We start from the raw sequence: 18,871 nt of genomic DNA, 5'->3' as shown, positions 1-18,871 counted from the left end.
GTTGAAGATTTCTTCGCTGCTTAATTTTGTAGTTATAGTGTCCATCCGATGATATAGTTTTTATGTTTGATTGTTTTGATTGTGATGTTATTGATGCATAGTTCTTCGCCGTTGATTACTTCAACGGTATAGGCTTTTGGATTGCCCTGTAAACCTTTGCCCAGGTATTTCCCATAAGCTTCTTTAGCTACCCAGAACCGGGTTGCCCATTCTATTTTGTCGCGGCTTTCGAGCAGGGCCATTTCGTGATCGTTAAACACAAGATCGAAGAAACCGGCGCTCCGTTCTTCAATATGTTCGATATCGATACCAACAGGTTCGTTAAAACGGGCTATGCCGACGGCATCGGTACCTTTATGGGCAATCGAGATATTGATGTTATCTGTTAAACCACCTTTAACGTAAGGTTTGCGGAATTCATCCGAATAGATTTCGAAGGTAATGGGGTAACAGGCCTGATTTTTTTGTGTATTTAATAAATTCCGAACGGCATCTTTCGCCGCCACGCGACTGATCATCCAGGTTCTTCTTTTATTCGGTAAAAGGTTGTTGTGGTGTTTTTTTTCTGTCTGGTTGAAATATCTCTTCAGGATAAAATCCCATGATACCACACGTGAATAAGCATTGCCGAAAAGGAAAACGCCAGGTGCAATCTCTTCTGATAAACGGTTATGGAGTGGCGACATGGACACGTTCCAAAGCGGTTCGTCTATTTCCAATCTGCGGTTCTGCCATCCCGAAATGATAAGCCATGTGATGCCATCTCGCTTCATTACGATGTCGGCAGTGGCAAATTCATCATTTATTTCTGTAAGTACACAGGTACATTCGAATTGTCCTTTCTGATCGGCCATATCGCCGAAAAATTCTATTTCCTGAATTTTAACCGGGAAAGCAATCCTATCTTTTTCTAAAGTGAGCTGAAGCCATAAGCCAAATAATTGACCAGCATTATCGAGCAATGAGCCTTTTCCGCCTGAGGCTTCGATGATGCCAGTAATTCCTTTTTCGCCCACTGCGGTCAGTTTTTTGATGCCCTGGTAATCTGGTCCGTGGAACATGTGCGCATCATAAATCTGAGCAGCAGTGCGATCTATATCCAATAATTTTCCAATATCGAAAGTTCTGTTTGGAGCTGCACTTAACTGTGCAGCCAGCTGCACTTCTGCATTAGCAAAACGTTCCAGATTAAGGTATACTCTTTGTTCGTCTTTCCACTCACCAGTTACGGTTTCCTGAAAAGGTTTAACCACATTCATCCATTGAAAAACCCGCATATTCATGATTTTCTGCACCTTTTCTCCGGGCGATTGCGCGTTGGCGATTTCAGCAAACACTTCAAAAATCATGGTCATTGGAATTACCGGATCCATATCTTCAACCGTTGGCCAGCCTTTTGGTTGCCTTAACAGCGAGTGATCGATAAGGTAAGGGCAGTTCTCTAGGCTCACATCAAGTTTTTGGCTAAAAGGTTGTCTTACTGGTTTTATTGGCTTGGCTGGTGCCCAGTTGCTCGGCTGATCGACTTGTAAAGCTGCATTTTCGAATAGTTCTATCATTTCGCTCTGCATGTTGATCATTTCCATCACATTCTCATTAAAAGCCTGTAAAACCGGATGTTTAGCCTCTACAAAAGTTTTAGACGGTGTTGGTTGAGCTTGTTTAATGGTTAAACCTTTAAGCGTTTGCAGGTTATGGATAATCGGTGAACCCAGTTCGAGTTTAATGCCTTTGTTTTTTTGCGGTGGGGTAGATTTGATATTGCCCAAATAATTAAGGCCAATTTCTATTCCTTCAATAAAAAGTGCTGCCAAAACCCTTTGCAACTGCGTAATGCCCGAACGGATCGGCACATTGGCACTAATGGTGCTGATTTCTTTTCCCCTTAAAGTATCGTCGATAAAGCCGACCAAACCACCAGAACCCACCTGAATAAAAACACGAGCACCTTCTGCATATAACTTTTCAGTAAGCTCGCGGAAACGCACTGGCTTAATCAGGTGTTCGGCACTTAACTGACGGATGGCTTCAAAACCTTCGGGATAAGTTTCTAAAGTAGTAGCTGACCAGAGTGGTGTAGTGGTTTTCCGGAACTGCATATCCTGCATACCCTCTAGGATCAGACCTAGTTTATCGGCTACAAATGGAGAATGGAAACCCGATTGGAAAGGCAAAATCTGATGAAAAATCTGTTTCACCTTTAGTATCGGAACAAGCTCGTCAAGTGCGATTTTGCTGCCGCAAAGGATGACCTGTTGCGGGCAATTATCGTTTGAAAGGTATAAATCGGGTATACTTTCGATGATGGGTTGAAGGGTGTCTAAACCGCAACCCACGGCAATAAAACGCGAATCTTTCAGTTCAAAAGTTTCGGGGTTAAGCACATTCAGTAAATTCATTACCGAGCTTTCTTCTGCCAGTTCTGAAGATCTTGCAGCCAGCCATTCGCCAAGGCTATGCCCTGCATTCATATCGGATTTAATACCCAATTGTTTTAATGCCTGATCTAAAACGCTGCTTTTATTGAGTATGTTCAGGGCCTCGCTTAAAAGACCATCTTGTTTCTCGTTTTCATCAATATGAATGTTGAAATAATCGGCTACCGATTTGATTTCGCCACCTGCAAGACCATCTAAGCCAGGGAACACGAATGCAATTTTTCCATCGTTCGCCAATAATGGCGAATTGGTGTACCAGATATCCTGTTTATTTCTCCATGGCGAATTTTTAGCTACAATTTTTAGGGCTTTTTTGATCCTTTCTTCGCTTGGATTAAATAATACCAAGCGAAAATTGCCTTGTCCGATACTGTAATCTCCATTTTCGAGCGATTCGATCAAAGCCTCATGACTTGGTCTTGCGATAACCAATACTTCATCTTTTTTAGGCGTTTCGTAGGCACTTAAAACTACATGAGCGTTAATCCCTCCAAAACCAAATGCATTTACAGCAGCCAGTTTTGGTAAACCCGATTGGTTCCAGTCTATTGCTTTTTGCACGGCAGAAAAACGGGTTTCGGCCAGCTGTGCTACAGGCTCATCGCAATGTAAAGTAGGCGGTATGATTCCATGATACAAAGCCAGACTCGACTTGATCAATCCTGCTATACCTGCCGCGGGCATGGCATGGCCGATGTTTGATTTAACAGAGCCGATACCTGCTTTTGGCAGATCGGTATCCTGACCGAAAAACTGTTTTAAGGTTTCTACCTCGGTTTTATCACCAAGTGGGGTACCTGTTCCGTGAGCTTCTAAATAGCCAATATTTTTACTTTCTAACTCTGCGTTTTTCCAGGCTTCGGTGATTGCTTTAAGCTGGCCTTTAACCGACGGACTCATTACACTGGTTCCGCTGCCATCGCTACTGATGCCCACACCTTTAATTACAGAATAAATTTTATCCTGATCCCTGATTGCATCTTCGAGGCGTTTGAGCACCACAAAACCACAACCTTCGCCAATAATCAATCCATCAGCATTTTTATCGAAAGGTTTTATTTTTTCCTGTTTGGATAAAGCGCCCAATTGAGAAAATATACTCCAAAAAGCAGCATTCTGACCTAAATGTACACCGCCTGCAATAATCATATCGCATCGGCCACTATTCAGTTCCTGTACGCCGTGATCAACCGCGATGAGTGAACTGGCACAAGCAGCATCCAAAGTAAAAGCCAGTCCGCCTAAGTTAAGGCGATTGGCTACCAGCGAAGCCACTAAATTAGGGATCAATCCCATTGCGGTATCGGCACTAAAACGGCCTTTACGTAATTGAAATTCGTGTTTTACCTTTTCAATCTCTGCATCTGTAAGTTGTGGCATTAAGTCTTTCAATACACTCGAAATTTGCTCGCCAGTTCTTACAATTTCGATGGCACGGGTTGCCCCAGGCCCCACATAATTGCCTTTGCCAATAATGATCCCGGTTTTATCGAGGGAATATTTTTTTTCGAATACTGAAGCATCCTCTAATGCCTGGTGAACCAGATCTAAGGTTAACAGATGATCGGGTTCGGTACCTTCAACGGCTAAGGGTAAAATTCCGAAGCGTTGTGGATCAAATTGATGATCGGGAATAAAACCGCCACGGTTGCAATAAAAACGATCTACCCCGCTAACTGCTTTGTCGAAATGCACAGGATCAATCCGATCAGCCGGAACCTCTTGTGTAGAATCTACGCGGTTGATAATATTCTCCCAAAAGGCCTGCATATCTTTCGCACCAGGAAAAATGCATGACATTCCAATAATTGCTACGTCGCTTTTCTTCATCTTGTTCGCTTAGGGGGATCTTTCTAATCTTAGTTCTATTAATTTTATTTGTACTAACTATTTTTAGCCTGTTTCACTAATGCGATCGTCATAAGGCTGTATCATATTTGTATTTCAATCAAATTGTCATGTTGAGCCAGTCGAAATGCATTGTAAGACATTTGAAAGGTCCTTCGACAAGCTCAGGATGACAGTTCTATATTGATATCGACAGAGAATCCTTCTATGTCCAGGTGTTTCCAGCCATGATCAATACCTGGCTTTCTTTACCATATTTTAGTTCATTCAAGAAAGTTTCCATTCCATCCTGTAAAGGGATCAATGCAATTCCTCTTCGTTGGTACTCTTTTTCTAATGTTGGGGAAACCATACCTGCACCTTTCCACGGTCCCCAGTTAATGGCCATTACCTTGCCTTGAATTTTTTGTTTTAAGGCCCAGGCATATTTATCCATTACACTATTTGCTGCGGCATAATCGGTTTGCCCGCGGTTTCCATAAACAGAAGCAATGCTTGAGAAAAGGATCACAAATTGGGTTTCTGGCCTTAACTGCTCAGCCAATACCCTTAATGGTGTTACTTTGGTGTCGAAAACACGTCCGAAAGATTCAGGAGTTTTGCTGTGGAACAGTTTGTCTTCCAATAAACCTGCACCATGTACTACGCCATCTATGCGGCCATAATCTTCATAAACCTGATTGATCAAACGCGTTAGTGCTTCTTCATCTTTAAGGTCTAACGATTCGTAAACCACCGTCGAACCACCTTCCTCTAAAGTTGCAATACAGCGTAAAATCTGGTTGTTTTTGTAAATCCGATTCGTTTCCTGTTCTATCTCGGCAGGTTTTTTAATCTCGCCCTGTTTAATCACATATTGTCTGATCTCATCTTTGGTTTTTAACGAAGAGCTGGCTTCATTTGCCGAGGCGATCGGATTTGCCGAACGGCCCACCAAAATGTATCTGCAAGGATAATCTTTCGCGAAATGGATCATCAGTTCGGCTGTAATGCCTTGTGCTCCACCTAAAACCATCACCACGGCATCTTTATCTAAATGGATATGTGCATCGGTTTCGGTGCTCAGCTGGTGTGGCACCAACTCCATAATGTGTCTTTTATGGTCGTTGTAAATGATCTCCGAAGGTTTATCCGGATTCAGGATTTCGTTTAAGGTAATATTGGTGATTTCATCTGGCGACATTTTGGTTTCGAGACTGATAAAACGGCATTTGGTATGTTCGTATTCGCGGTCTAAACTTTTAAAGAAACCAGAGTAACCTTGGTAATTCCGTAAGAAAGAAATATCAGATTGATCGTTAAAATATTGTTTGGTATCTGCAATTAGGTACACCCATTTTACGGTATCAAAATTTAGCTTTTTAATGGTTGCGAAATGATCGAGAATGCCTACTTTTTGCTGTGCTTCGAACATGTTCAAAATGATGAGGCCCTGGTAGCCATCCAATGAGTCTTCAAAACTCACCAGATCGGCAATGGCACCATGTTTTTCGAGCACTTTCTTAATTTTTATCGCCTGTCCGCCACCATCATCGGTTAAGGCAAAACGCTGACCTTTTAAAATGGCTGCTTCGGTAATGGTCAATGCAGCAGGAGTTAGCTCAAATCTTAAACGGGATAATTTTTCTTTAACCGTTTGATCATCAATGCTCTCCTCAATAAGCTTTTTTGCTTCTGTAAGCACCTCCGAGCTTTCTGCTTCAACATCGGCAATCCAGTTAATCAGGGCGTTTAAGGTTTTGATTGCGGCCAGTTTTTCCATTAAATCATCAGCTTGTTCGCTTTGTGAGCCAAAACCGATTTTTTCTTTTAAAGAGGCGATAATTTCCATCCGTTTGATCGAATCGATACTTAAATCAGCTTCAAGATCTAAATCCATGCCCAGCATTTCTTTTGGATAACCTGTTTTTTCACTCACCACATCAAGAATGGCCGATTTTAACTGATCTAATGAAAATTTTGTCTGTTCTGCTTCAATTATTGGAGTTACTGCTACAGCAGGTGCACTCACCGCTTTTGGCTGTTCAGTATTTTCTGTAATCCAGTTTACCAGGCTGCTTAAGGTTTTAAGTCCGGCAAGCTGCTCCATAATTTTATCTTCCGGAAGGTTTAATTGAGAGAAACCACCCAGTTCGGTACGTAATGCACCGATAATTTCTACTCGTTTAATCGAATCGATACTTAAATCGGCCTCCAGATCCATTTCCATGCCCAGCATTTCCTGCGGATAGCCGGTTTTATCGCTTACGATCTGCAAAAGCACCAGTTTTAAGTCTTTTTGTGCAACCGCAGGTGTTATCACTTCGATGGTTTGCGCCTGAGGCACTTCTTGTTTTGCCGTAATCTGATTTTCGATACGGACTGGTTGAGGTGTCTGATATGATGTTAGGGGCTGGTTAACGATTTGCGAAGGCATTGCGGGAGCCTGTCCTAAAAAGGAAAGCATTACATCGCGTTGTGCCTGAATCAGCATTTTCATGCTGTGCAGATACTCCTGCATCATCAAGTCTTTGGCTGAGCCATTAACCTGTTGATTTTCAGTTAGTGTAGAGGTGTTATTCATAAGGATAATCGGTTTAGTAATAGGGGATGCACCATTTGCCGGAAGTTTACCCGTTGATGGAACAGCGTGTTGACCGTTCACATACCAGATAGCGGGACTTTTTTTATAAATTGAAGGTTCATCCAATTTGATGCTTTTAACAGAACGGCCTTCGAATAATTTTTCGAGTTTGATTTCGCGACCGGTAGCCATGTAACCAGCCAGTGTGCCCAGCAAATTGCTGAGTTTATTCTGACCTTGATCTTCGGTGTGTAAAATGACTTCGTCTTTACCGATGCAAGCTTTGGTTAAACCGCTTAGCACCTTGCCAGGGCCAACTTCTACGAAAACCCTGGCGCCGGCGGCATACATATCCCTAAGCTCATCAACAAAAAGGACAGGTTTTATCAAATGGTCGGTCAAACGTTCTTTTACAGCGGCAGCTTCAGTTGGATATTCTTTTGCTGTGGTGTTAGACCATACCGGAATTTTTAGATCATTAAAGTTTACGCCAGAAAGCACTTGTTGGTAAAGCTGTTTCGATTTGGCCACCAATGGACTGTGGAAAGCACAGGCCACCTCAAGCGGGCGGAAAGATATTTTGGCTTCTTTTAACACTGCAGCCAGCTGGCCGATAGCTGCTGTACTGCCTGCAATAACACATTGTGTTGGTGCATTAAAGTTTACCGGATAAACTTCTTTAATATCACCCAGGTATTGCGCAAGATCTTCCTGTTTTGCACTCACGGCAAGCATTGTGCCCGGATCGCCGTTTTCTACTGCATTTAAAATAGATTTTGCCCGTTCTGCGCTTAGGTGAACCAGGGCTTCTTCTTCAAAAGCACCAGCAAAACAAAGTGCCGGCAATTCGCCATAACTGTGGCCTGCAACCATATCAGGCACAATGCCCAATGATTTTAAGAAGTTAGCGATTGCAAGATCAACAATGCCCAGTAGGGGTTGTGCCATGCGGGTATCTTTTATGCGTTCTTTTTGTGCTTTCGCATCCGCATCATTAAATACAGTATTTGGGAAAAGGATTTTTTCATATTCAGGGTAAGCTTTCAATAGTTTTCTCATTTCAGGGAAAACCACAAAAAGATCCCTTGCCATATTTACGCGCTGGCTTCCCTGACCTGGAAACATAAAAGCAACCTTGCCATCCTGTTTTTGAGTAAGGTAGGTGTCTTTGCTTTCTACGCCAGATAAAACAAGGTCGATTTTCATTACCAGATCTTCTGCGTGATTGGCTACTATGCTCAATTGAACAGGTTTGGTATCATCAGTTGCTAAACTATAGGCAATATCTTTCAGTTCGATCTGATCGTTCAGTTCTAAGAGATTTTTAACCGAAATCACCCGTCTTTTGGCTTCCTCGTAAGTATCTCCCCTGAAAACAAACAGTTCTGATGGCCACGACTTTAAGATCGAATTTTTATTTTCGGTATTCTGAGCACTTTCCAATACAGCATGGAAATTTGTTCCGCCAAAACCAAAGGCGCTAACGCCAGCATATCTTTTTTCTTCCATCCATAAACCAGCTTCGGTATGAAAGGCAAATGGACTGGTTTGGGCGTTATAGAAACTATTTGGTGTTTTTAAATTGATGGTAGGTGGTTTAATACCATGGTAAACCGATAGCGATGCTTTAATCAATCCAGCAATACCAGCAGCACATTTGGTATGGCCAATCTGCGTTTTTACGGAGCCTAGATGTGTTTGTCCGGCGGTTGCGCCCGATTGATTAAGCATGTCGGTTAATGCACTGATTTCAGTTTTATCACCAACCACTGTGCCGGTACCATGTGCTTCTACCAGGCCTATCAGTGATGGCGTAATTCCAGCCTGGCTATAAGCCCTTTCTAAAGCATTTACCTGTCCGTTTTTACGTGGCGCAGTTAAACCAAGGCTTTTGCCGTCGCTTGATCCACCTACACCTTTAATAATAGAATAAATTGTATCACCATCGCGTAAAGCATCATCATATCTTTTTAATACGATCATGGCAATACCTTCGCCAAGGGCAATTCCATCTGCTTCGGAATCAAAAGTGGCACACCTTCCTTTTTTAGAAAGGGCATGTGTGCTCGAGAACATGAGGTAATCGTTAATACTGTTGTGCAGATCTGCTCCACCGGCCAAAACCATATCCGATTTTTCTAAAAATAACTCCTGACAAGCCAGGTCTATTGCTGCCAAAGATGAAGCGCAGGCCGCATCAACCGTATAATTCCGACCGCCCAGATTTAACCTGTTGGTGATCCTGCCAGAAATTACATTCGCCAAAATACCAGGGAAAGAATCTTCTGTTGTTTTTGGTAATACGGCATCTACTTCGGCTGGCATTTCGCCAAAAACCTGCTTGTAAAAACCTCTGAAACTATAACTGTTGGCAAGATCGTTTCCACCTTCAGCACCGATAATAACAGATACATTTTCATTGTCAACACCACCATCAGCATAACCTGCGTGCTGCATGGCCTGCTTGGCCACCATTAAGGTTAATAATTGGGTAGGCTCAATAGCCGCAAGCGATTGTGGTGGAATACCAAATTCTAAGGGATCAAAATCTATCCTCGGGATAAAACCGCCCCATTTAGAGTGCGACATATCGCCAGCAGTAGAGTCTGGATTATAATATAGTTCTTTGTTCCATCTTTCGTCCGGTACTTCGGTTACCGAATCTTTGCCTAGAATGATGTTACGCCAGTATTCTTCGAGGTTTTTAGCTCCAGGGAAAATACAGGCCATACCTACAATAGCTACATCTAAAGCTTTGGTTTTATTTTCAGGAGGTGAAGAAAGTGTGGCGTCTAAAATATGTGTATAGTTATTTTCGGCTACATCCTGGTGAAGATCGAGCAATGACATCACCTCTTTATGCATCGGTGCAATCTGACCGATCATATACATGCCCAGGTCAGTTTGTTCAGCTTCGTCGATTTTTACCAGTTCATCGCCGCGTCTTTCTATACCTTTTGCGGCAATACGTAAACGGCCAACATTTAGTGTTTCCAGTTTTGCCCAGATTTCTTTTTTATCCATTCCCTCTGCCTGAAGTTTCTTTTTTTCTTCGTTAAAGAAAGTGGCAAATGAAGAATTTAAACACCTGGTTTCATGTCCTGGAGCGGTTTCAAGCAGTACAGTTTCATTTGCCTGCATGGCTTCGTGTTGGAATTTATCCAAAATGGCGCCTGTGCTTACAGCTTCTTTGGTGTATAAATAAGCGGTGCCCATTAATACACCGATTTTCATTCCTTTAGCAGCTAAAGGAGCTGTCATTACTGAAATGAATGCAGTAGAAAAAGAATCGTGAATGCCACCGGCAAAGAAAACGCTGATGCTTTCCGGATTTTCTTCCTTTAACAAACGTTCAATCTGTTTTTCCCACAATACCATGCTGGATAGGGGGCCTACGTGGCCGCCACATTCGCGGCCTTCGAATACGAAACGTTTAGCGCCTTCTTTTAAAAACATATCTAAAAGAGAAGCAGAGGGCACATGAAGAAAAGTTTTTATCCCTGCTTTTTCGAAGGGCTTGGCCTGCGATGGTCTTCCGCCTGCAATTAGTAAAACAGGAGGTTTTGCATTTAAAATATATTCTTGTTGCTCATCTCTAAGCGCTTGTGGTGCAAAACCTAAAATGCCTACGCCCCAGGTTTTTTCGCCAGCCAGTTTTTTAGTTTCTTCGATCAGGTTTTTTGCAGATTCACCCTTTAGCAAGGATAACGCTATAAACGATAAGGCACCAGCTTCCGAAACTGCATCTGCAAACGGCGCTACATCGCTTACCCTGGTCATTGGGCCCTGTGCAATAGGGTAGGTGATGTTTAAATCTTTAGCAAGCGAGTTATTCGCTTTTATTACATTGATGGCTTTGGCCTGTTTTAAATGGCCGTAAATGGCTTCTTTTATGCCAAAAACCAACTTATCAAGCTTTTTATATTTGGTAACCAGGTCTATCGATAGGGCAATATCCTGACCCATTGGAAGATAATTTGTTTCCAGATTGTAACCATTAAAATGTTTTTGAAGACCATTATAATCTATATCTTCTGGCAATGCCGGCGAATTTGGACGGGCCAATACGCGGCAGTTATCGATCAGTTTGGTTTCTGTTCCGCTTAACTTACCACAAACAGTTTTTAAATCTTCAGGAGCAGAACATTCTGGGAATAAGGCGAGTTGGCTATCTAAAATAATCCCTGCTGCGCCTTGAGCAATTAAAGAGGCCGCACTATGAATACCTACACCACCCTGAACCCAAACCGGAATATGTGTAATTTCTTTAATAATCCGTTGAAAAAGTACAAAAGAAGATTCGTAAGCCACACGGCCAGCACCTTCATTTCCTTTCACTATGATTCCATCGGCACCCTTTGCTTGTGCAGCCAGTGCCGATTCGAGATCAAAAACCTGATAGATAATTTTTGCAGATGTTTTACGCTTTATCATGAAATCATATGGCGCAATAATTAAACTTACCTGGGCAGGAAGATCAATGTTGGCGAATACCGCCGAATTGATGCTTACACCAAAATCTGAAATACCCAACTCCACAAGTGAATGAAGTGCGTTTTCGGTTTCGGTTATGTTGTGCCCAAGACTGAGAACTGGAAAGCAATCTGCTTTTTGTAAATTAGAAACCAATTTACTATCAGGGATTTCGAAAGGAGTTACTCCAATAATGGCGTATTTGTTCATGGCTTTAGATTTTTCTACTTCTTCTGTTTGATGGATGACTAAAAGCGAAACATAATGGTTCTTTATGCCTGCCCGTAATACGCAATAACAGCGCTTTTTAGGGCTGCAATTAGTGTGTATGATTAATTAGACTAATATACGACTTGGTTAAGTCAATTTGTTTTAAAAATTTATAAATGAATGAACTGAACAAGCGTTTAAAAAGCAACCTGTTTTTTCATTTAAAAATGAATTTTATGAACAAAAATCTAATTAATATTTTCAATTATGGTTCTTTATGTAGTGTATTTAAATTTCAAATACAAAAAAAGACTATCCATATTGAGTTAGTATTAATAATGGGTTAATTTACAGATTTATTTTTATAATGAACTGATTTTATACGCTTTGTGTTTAATTTTTTTAATTTTTTGACTAAAAATTATCAAGTTTTTATTGATTTTAGCTCGTGAAATGGGGTTTTTGGTCTTATGGCTTAATATTTCTTGGACTTATAGTTTTTTAATTAAAAATTGAAGAAATTTATAGGGTGTTTTGAATGGTTTATCTTTGTAGTATTAATTAGTACTGATAATTGAATGTTTGTTGTTTTTTGAGTTTTACGGCAATGTACTTTTATTAAAAAAATGCTTAAATTTTAAATACACAACTCATTCTCGTTTAAATTGGGAATTGTTTTTATATATTCGTTTATAAATGTTATTAAGACGTTTATTTAACCAAATTTTATAGGAAAGCGATTATGATGGATTTATTCATCAAACAGATCTTCCAAACCTTAAGCATATGAGCATTCAAAAGTTTATTAAGCCATTCATTTTTCTTGGTTTAATTGTCAATCTATCCCAGGCCCAGGAAAAAACCAATTACAAATTTGATTTTGGTACCGGAAAGGTTGCTAAAGGTTATACGCCGGTTTTGCCAACTGATGTTTACAGTAAAGAAAAGGGTTATGGTTTCGATTTTGATTCGAAAGTTGATGGAGTAGATTATGGCGGGAAGAATTTTTTAACTTCTGATCTGGTGAAAAGTGATAAATCTTTTTATTTTTCGGTAACCGTTCCAGAAGGTAATTACAAAATAACAGTCACGCTTGGCGATCCAAAAGGCCCCGCATTAAGCACAGTAAAGGCAGAATCGAGAAGGTTGATGCTCGAAAATGTGAAAACCACATTTGGGCAATCGCTAACTAAAACTTTTATCGTAAATATTAAAGATAAACATATTACTGGCGGGCAATTGGTTTCGTTAAAACCACGCGAACTTACCAAACTCGATTGGGATGATAAACTTACTTTGGAGTTTGACCATCAAACGGCACTGCAAGCGCTCGAAATTACGAAGGTTGAGGATCAGGTTACCGTTTTCTTGGCAGGGAACTCAACTGTGGTGAACCAGGATGATGAGCCATGGGCATCATGGGGACAGATGATTCCCCGTTTTTTTAAACCTGGCGTTGCGATTGCCAATCATGCTGAATCTGGCTTAACACTGGGTTCATTTTTAGGGAGCAAAAGATTAGCGAAGGTTTTAAGTATTATGAAACCTGGCGATTACCTTTTTATTGAATTTGGGCACAACGATCAAAAAGATAAAGGGCCCAACGATGGCGCTTATAAATCGTATACCGAAAGGTTAAAAACATTTATTTCAGAAGTGAGGAAAAAAGGAGGAATCCCTGTTGTGGTTACCTCAACCAGTAGAAGATCTTTTGGCCCCGATGGAAAAATTGCAAATTCTCTTGGCGATTTTCCTGATGCTGCACGTAAGGTTGCTGCCGAAGAGAAAGTTGCTTTAATTGACCTGAATGCCATGACGTCGATTTTGTTTAATGCTTTAGGCGAAGAGCCATCGAAAAAAGCCTTTGTTCATTATCCTGCAAACAGTTATCCAGGTCAGGATAAGGCATTGGCCGATAATACACACTTTAATCCTTATGGTGCTTATGAAATTGCACAATGCATCATTTTAGGTATTAAGGAGCAGAAATTAGGCATAGCAAAATATCTGGTAGATGATCTGCCAAAATTTGATCCGGCAAAACCAGATAATCCTGCGGACTGGCACTGGCCAGAGAGCCCCAAAAGCAGTATAGTTAAGCCAGATGGGAATTAAAATAACATATTACTTATAAAGATGAAAAAAATAATTATCGCTGTATTGTTTACCGCCCTGCATGGAACTACTTTCGGACAAGCGAGTTTGCAGCCATTTAACTTAACGGAAGTCCGTTTGCTCGAAGGGCCTTTTAAACAGGCTCAGGAAACCGATAAAAAATACATGCTTTCGTTAGATGCAGACAGGCTTTTGGCGCCTTACCTCAGGGAGGCAGGATTAAAACCTAAAGCGGCATCTTACGGAAACTGGGAAAACACAGGTTTAGACGGGCATATCGGCGGACATTATTTGTCTGCTCTGGCTTTAATGTATGCTTCAACCGGTGATATAAAGGTTAAAGACCGAATGGAATACATGATTGCTGAACTGGATAAATGCCAGGTAAAAAATGGTAATGGCTATTTGGCAGGTATTCCTGGTGGCAAAGAAATCTGGAAGGAGATCAAAGCAGGCAACATCAGGTCGTCGAGTTTTTCGCTGAATGGAAAGTGGGTTCCTTTGTACAATATCCACAAAATTTATGCAGGGCTTTACGATGCTTATGCGGTTGCAGGTAATGCAAAAGCAAAGCAGATGCTCCTAAAACTCACCGATTGGTGTGTTGATCTGGTTTCGGATTTATCTGATCAGCAAGTACAAGAACTGCTAAAAAGCGAACATGGTGGGTTGAATGAAACTTTCGCACATGTTTATGCGATAACGGGTAATCAAAAGTATCTTCAACTCGCAAAACGGTTTTCGGATCAATCCATTCTAAATCCACTATTAAAAAATACTGATTCCCTGAATGGTCTGCACGCAAACACACAGATTCCTAAGGTGATTGGTTTTGAGCAGGTCGCCTTGTTGGATAAAGATCCTTCCTGGGCAAATGCGGCTGCTTTCTTTTGGAAAACAGTAGTAGAACATAGAACGGTGGCCATAGGTGGAAATAGTGTTAGAGAGCACTTTCATCCGGCCAATAACTTTTCTTCGATGACTGAATCGCGGGAAGGCCCAGAAACCTGCAATTCCTACAATATGCTGAAGCTCACCAAACAGCTATTTTTGGCCGCGCCTTCTAACACATATCTCGATTATTACGAACGTACGCTTTATAATCATATCCTCTCTTCGCAGCGGCCAGAAGGTGGTTTTGTATATTTTACACCGATGCGGCCGGGGCATTATCGTACTTATTCGAGTCCGCAGGAGAGTTTTTGGTGCTGCGTAGGCTCGGGATTGGAAAACCATGGTAAATATGGGGAGCTGATTTATGCTCATAACAAGAATGATGTGTACGTAAACCTTTTCATTCCTTCTACCTTAAACTGGAAGGAAAAAGGTATTCAGCTTACACAACAAACGCTTTTTCCTGATGCAGAAAATACAACGATTAAACTTCAGGTAAAAAACAAACACCGTTTTGTTTTACATTTCCGTCGGCCATCCTGGGTAGAGCCAGGAAAAATGACTGTTTTGGTGAATGGAAAAAAAGTTGCCACCAAAAGTAATGCGAATGGGTATGCCAGTATCGATCGTGTTTGGGCTACCGGTGATGTGCTTAACATTTCCTTGCCCATGCACACCACCACTGAGTTTATGCCCGATGGTTCAGATTGGGTGGCCTTTCTTCGTGGCCCGGTTGTGCTCGCTGCGGCGATGGATACATTAAATCAACCTAATTTATTAGCCGATGGCAGTAGGATGGGGCATATTGCTTCAGGACCATTATTCCCGATCAGCGATGCACCACTCGTTACAGGAACTAAAAATACCTTAGCAAATGAAATTACTTTGATTGATAAAAACAGTTTAACCTTCAGTGCTCAAAATGCGATCTATCAGCCAAAATATAAATCTTTAAAATTGGTTCCTTTTTATACCCTGGCCGAAAAGCGGTATGTGGTTTATTTCCCTTACAGCAGCACAGAGGCATTGCCAGAGCGTGCAAAGGCGATTAAGCTGGCAGAAGAAGAAAAAATGAAAACGGAACAGCGAACCGTCGATCTGATCAATACCGGAGAGCAACAGCCAGAATCGGATCACAATTTTAAAGGTGAGCAAACCGATAACGGAACTTATCAGGAAAGGCATTTTAGAAACGGAAAAGCATGGTTTAGTTATGTGCTTAAAAATAAAGATTTATCGGCAAATAAGCTGAGTTTAACTTATTACGGAAAAGAAAAGAATAAAAACTTTTCTATTTTGATTAATGGCGTTGTAATTGAAAAAGTAAAGTTGGATGGAAACAAAGGTGATACTTTTTATACACAGGAATACCTAATCCCCAAAGAGCTATTAAAAGCAGATTTAGAAGTGAAATTTGTTGCCGATCAGGGATCAGCTACTGCAAATATATATGAGGTGAGGTTGGTGAGATAGATAGCTGGCGTCATTTCGCCTTATTCCGTGGTCTGTGTCCTCACAGACCACTAGCATTATTCAAATCGATCGTCCTCCTGAACTTGTTTTATTAGTTGTGTTTATTGTGTTCAATGGTCTAATAGCTACTTCGTGGTCAGGATCTATGAGGAAGGTTTTTGAAGTGGATATGTGTAGACTATAAAGATGCTGACCTGTAGCGAAGCGGAAAGCTACGTAGTAAAACAAGTTCAGCATGACGGGTGGCAGGTAAATTGATGTGATTTAACAATGTGATCTGTGCGGACACAGACCACGGGTGAATTATCCAATGCGATCGTCCTCCTGAACTTGTTTCAGGACCTTATTTGAGAAAGTTTTATACTCTTTAGCATGTTTTATTGCTTTAATAAGGTTTCCAGTTCTTTTTTCTTAATTGTTAGTATAGTTCCGTGCCTTAAACCTTTTGGTAAGGAGATTTTATCAGAAACATCGGTCCAGTTTTTTAAACCTGCAGATTGGATTGCGCCATATTTATGGTCGCGGTACTTATCAAAATAAACCATCCAGTTATTGCCGATTTTTAAGGTTGTTGGTCCTTCTGCCCAGTAATTCCCAGTAATTGGATTTCCAGCTTTGCTGTAAGGACCAATCAATTGATCGGCATAAGCTATTTTGATATTCTTTTGAGCAGGCTCGCGGGTCTCGTCTTTTAAAAACATGATAAACTGTTTCCCATTTTTTACAATAGTAGCATCAATTACATTAAAACCCGGATCGTAAAGCAGTTTGGTTTCCGAATAGGTTTTGAAATCTTTGGTTGTAACGTAATACATTCTGTGATTGTAACCGCTTTCTTCAGTTGAGGCCGTTTCATTAAACTTACCTGTAATCGTTGTAGCCCAATAAATCATATAGGTTTTAGTGCGGCTGTCGTAGGTGATTTCAGGTGCCCAGGTATTTCTCGCACCATCTTCTTTAGCCATTACAGGCAAAAACTGCTGTGTGCTCCAGTTAATCAGGTCTTTCGAACTGGCATAACCAATTCCTTTATCTTTCCAGCTTACTGTCCAAACCATGTGAAATAAGCCATCAGCCCCCCGGATAATACAAGGATCTCTCATCAATTTATCTTTGCTTACCGTAGGTGTAAGGAACGATTGGTCATTTTTAAGCGCGGTCCATTTGTAAGCATCGTTACTATAGGCCAGGTGCAACCCGTCTTCCCCATTACCTTTGAAATAGGCAAAGAGATAAACCTCCTTTTTCGACTGTGCCTGGGCATTAAAGCAAGCCGATAGTAAGATTATAAAGAGGTATATGAGTTTTTTCATCATTTTATTTTAATTCGAGTACCACAACCGATTGCGCAGGCAACTCAACTTTAAGCGAATTTCCTGATTTTTTTGCGCCTGTAAATTTTGCATTGTGTACTTTGTCCGAATCGCTAAATGTATTTACATCGGTAAGTTTGGCCGAGGTTAAAATCTGTCCTGTAACTGAGCTCCATTTTAAACCATCTAAAACGGTACTTAAGGCAATTTTCTTGTTTGGATCTAAGTTTACCAACGAAATATGAATAGCGCCGCTTGCATCCTGAGAGGCAGAAACATTTAAAGCCGGAATTTTTTGATCGCCTACAGTATAATCAGGACTGGTAAAGGCAATTGGTAGATATCTGGCATCCTGATGCACTTTGTACAGATCAAAAACATGATAAGTAGGGGTTAAGATCATTTTATCCTTTTCGGTTAAAATTAAGGCCTGTAAAACATTAATTGTTTGTGCCAGGTTGGCTACTTTAACACGATCGGAGTGGTTATTAAAGATATTCAAAGTTGTGCCGGCAATTAAAGCATCGCGTAAACTGTTCTGTTGATACAAGAAACCAGGGTTTGTTCCAGGCTCTACATCCGTCCAGATTCCCCATTCGTCAACCACTAAAGCCACTTTCTTTTTAGGATCGTATTTATCCATTATTGCTGAGTGTTTGGTTACCAGTTCTTCCATTTTTAAACAATTTTTCATGGTCGAAAAGTATTGTGCCTCATCAAATTTGGTAGCCGATCCTTTTTTGCCCCAGTTTCCTGTTGGGATGGTGTAATAGTGTAAAGTTAATCCCCACATCTGGTTGCCGATGTTTTTCATACAGGTTTCTGTCCAGTTGTAATCGTCAGAATTTGCGCCGCTGGCAATTCTTTTTAACGGAGCGCCCGGATAATTACGTGCATAAGTGGCATACCTGCGGTATAAATCAGAATAATAAGCAGGCGTCATGTTTCCTCCGCAACCCCAGCTTTCGTTACCCACGCCCCAGAAAGAAACTTTCCAGGGTTTTTCTCTACCATTTTGGCTGCGGATGGCCGTCATTGGGCTTACACCATCAAAGTTCAGGTATTCTACCCATTTGGCCATTTCTTCAACGGTTCCGCTGCCTACATTACCTGCAATGTAAGGTTCGCAATCGAGCGTCTGACAGAGGTCTAGAAATTCGTGTGTACCAAAACTATTGTCTTCAGTTACGCCGCCCCAGTTGGTATTTACCATTTTCGGGCGTTGGTTTCTCGGCCCTATGCCATCTCTCCAATGGTATTCATCGGCAAAGCAGCCACCCGGCCAACGGAGGTTTGGAACTTTTATCTTCTTTAAAGCATCTACAATATCTAAACGGATTCTTCCTTTATTGGGAATAGTCGAATTTTCATCCACCCAAAAACCATCATAAATGCAACGACCCAAATGCTCGGAAAAATGACCGTAAATGTGCTTGCTAACCATCTGATCGCCAGCAGGTTTAATGGTTAACGGGGTTTCGCTTTGTGCATGCACTAAAATAGAACTGCAGAATACAGCCGCAGATAAGATAAATTTTTTCATC

Annotated in this window: 6 protein-coding genes; 2 read left to right on the top strand and 4 right to left on the bottom strand. The window is 41.1% G+C overall.

The window, feature by feature from the left end; translation table 11 throughout:
* Window positions 1-32 precede the first annotated feature (32 nt).
* Both ASU31_RS17410 and ASU31_RS17405 read right to left on the bottom strand, forming a co-directional pair.
* Window positions 33-4,268 carry a type I polyketide synthase gene (locus ASU31_RS17410; RefSeq protein ID WP_057933555.1) on the bottom strand — a complete coding sequence of 1,412 codons (4,236 nt, stop codon included), beginning with the start codon at window positions 4,266-4,268 and terminating at the stop codon, window positions 33-35.
* A 223-nt stretch (window positions 4,269-4,491) separates the two neighbouring features.
* Window positions 4,492-11,532, bottom strand: coding sequence for a type I polyketide synthase (locus tag ASU31_RS17405; RefSeq protein WP_057933554.1), 7,041 nt, complete (start codon window positions 11,530-11,532; stop codon window positions 4,492-4,494).
* 786 nt (window positions 11,533-12,318) lie between these two features.
* Here ASU31_RS17405 and ASU31_RS17400 point away from each other — a divergent pair.
* Both ASU31_RS17400 and ASU31_RS17395 read left to right on the top strand, forming a co-directional pair.
* Window positions 12,319-13,647: a rhamnogalacturonan acetylesterase gene (locus ASU31_RS17400; RefSeq protein WP_157258083.1), complete on the top strand. Its 1,329-nt coding sequence runs from the start codon at window positions 12,319-12,321 to the stop codon at window positions 13,645-13,647.
* Between the two features lie 21 nt (window positions 13,648-13,668).
* Window positions 13,669-16,014, top strand: a complete 2,346-nt coding sequence (locus ASU31_RS17395; RefSeq protein WP_057933553.1) for a glycoside hydrolase family 127 protein — start codon at window positions 13,669-13,671, stop codon at window positions 16,012-16,014.
* A gap of 377 nt (window positions 16,015-16,391) precedes the next feature.
* On the opposite strand, the gene ASU31_RS17390 is transcribed toward ASU31_RS17395, so the two are convergent.
* Both ASU31_RS17390 and ASU31_RS17385 read right to left on the bottom strand, forming a co-directional pair.
* On the bottom strand, window positions 16,392-17,327 hold the full coding sequence (locus ASU31_RS17390; protein WP_083505420.1) for a glycoside hydrolase family 43 protein: 936 nt from the start codon (window positions 17,325-17,327) through the stop codon (window positions 16,392-16,394).
* Window positions 17,328-17,331: 4 nt separating this feature from the next.
* On the bottom strand, window positions 17,332-18,870 hold the full coding sequence (locus ASU31_RS17385) for an alpha-N-arabinofuranosidase (RefSeq protein WP_057933551.1): 1,539 nt from the start codon (window positions 18,868-18,870) through the stop codon (window positions 17,332-17,334).
* Between the last annotated feature and the right edge of the window lies 1 nt (window position 18,871).

Source organism: Pedobacter ginsenosidimutans, from assembly GCF_001442625.1.
In the GTDB taxonomy this organism is placed as follows: domain Bacteria; phylum Bacteroidota; class Bacteroidia; order Sphingobacteriales; family Sphingobacteriaceae; genus Pedobacter; species Pedobacter ginsenosidimutans.
Note: the sequence above shows the minus strand (reverse complement) of the source record. Positions and strands in the feature narration are given on the sequence as shown.

Bases quoted from the DNA above. Each gene is read 5' to 3' on its own strand.
- ASU31_RS17400 (WP_157258083.1), top strand. From the start codon at position 12,319: ATGAGCATTCAAAAGTTTATTAAGCCATTCATTTTTCTTGGTTTAATT.
- ASU31_RS17390 (WP_083505420.1), bottom strand. From the start codon at position 17,327: ATGAAAAAACTCATATACCTCTTTATAATCTTACTATCGGCTTGCTTT.
- ASU31_RS17405 (WP_057933554.1), bottom strand. From the start codon at position 11,532: ATGAACAAATACGCCATTATTGGAGTAACTCCTTTCGAAATCCCTGAT.
- ASU31_RS17385 (WP_057933551.1), bottom strand. From the start codon at position 18,870: ATGAAAAAATTTATCTTATCTGCGGCTGTATTCTGCAGTTCTATTTTA.
- ASU31_RS17410 (WP_057933555.1), bottom strand. From the start codon at position 4,268: ATGAAGAAAAGCGACGTAGCAATTATTGGAATGTCATGCATTTTTCCT.
- ASU31_RS17395 (WP_057933553.1), top strand. From the start codon at position 13,669: ATGAAAAAAATAATTATCGCTGTATTGTTTACCGCCCTGCATGGAACT.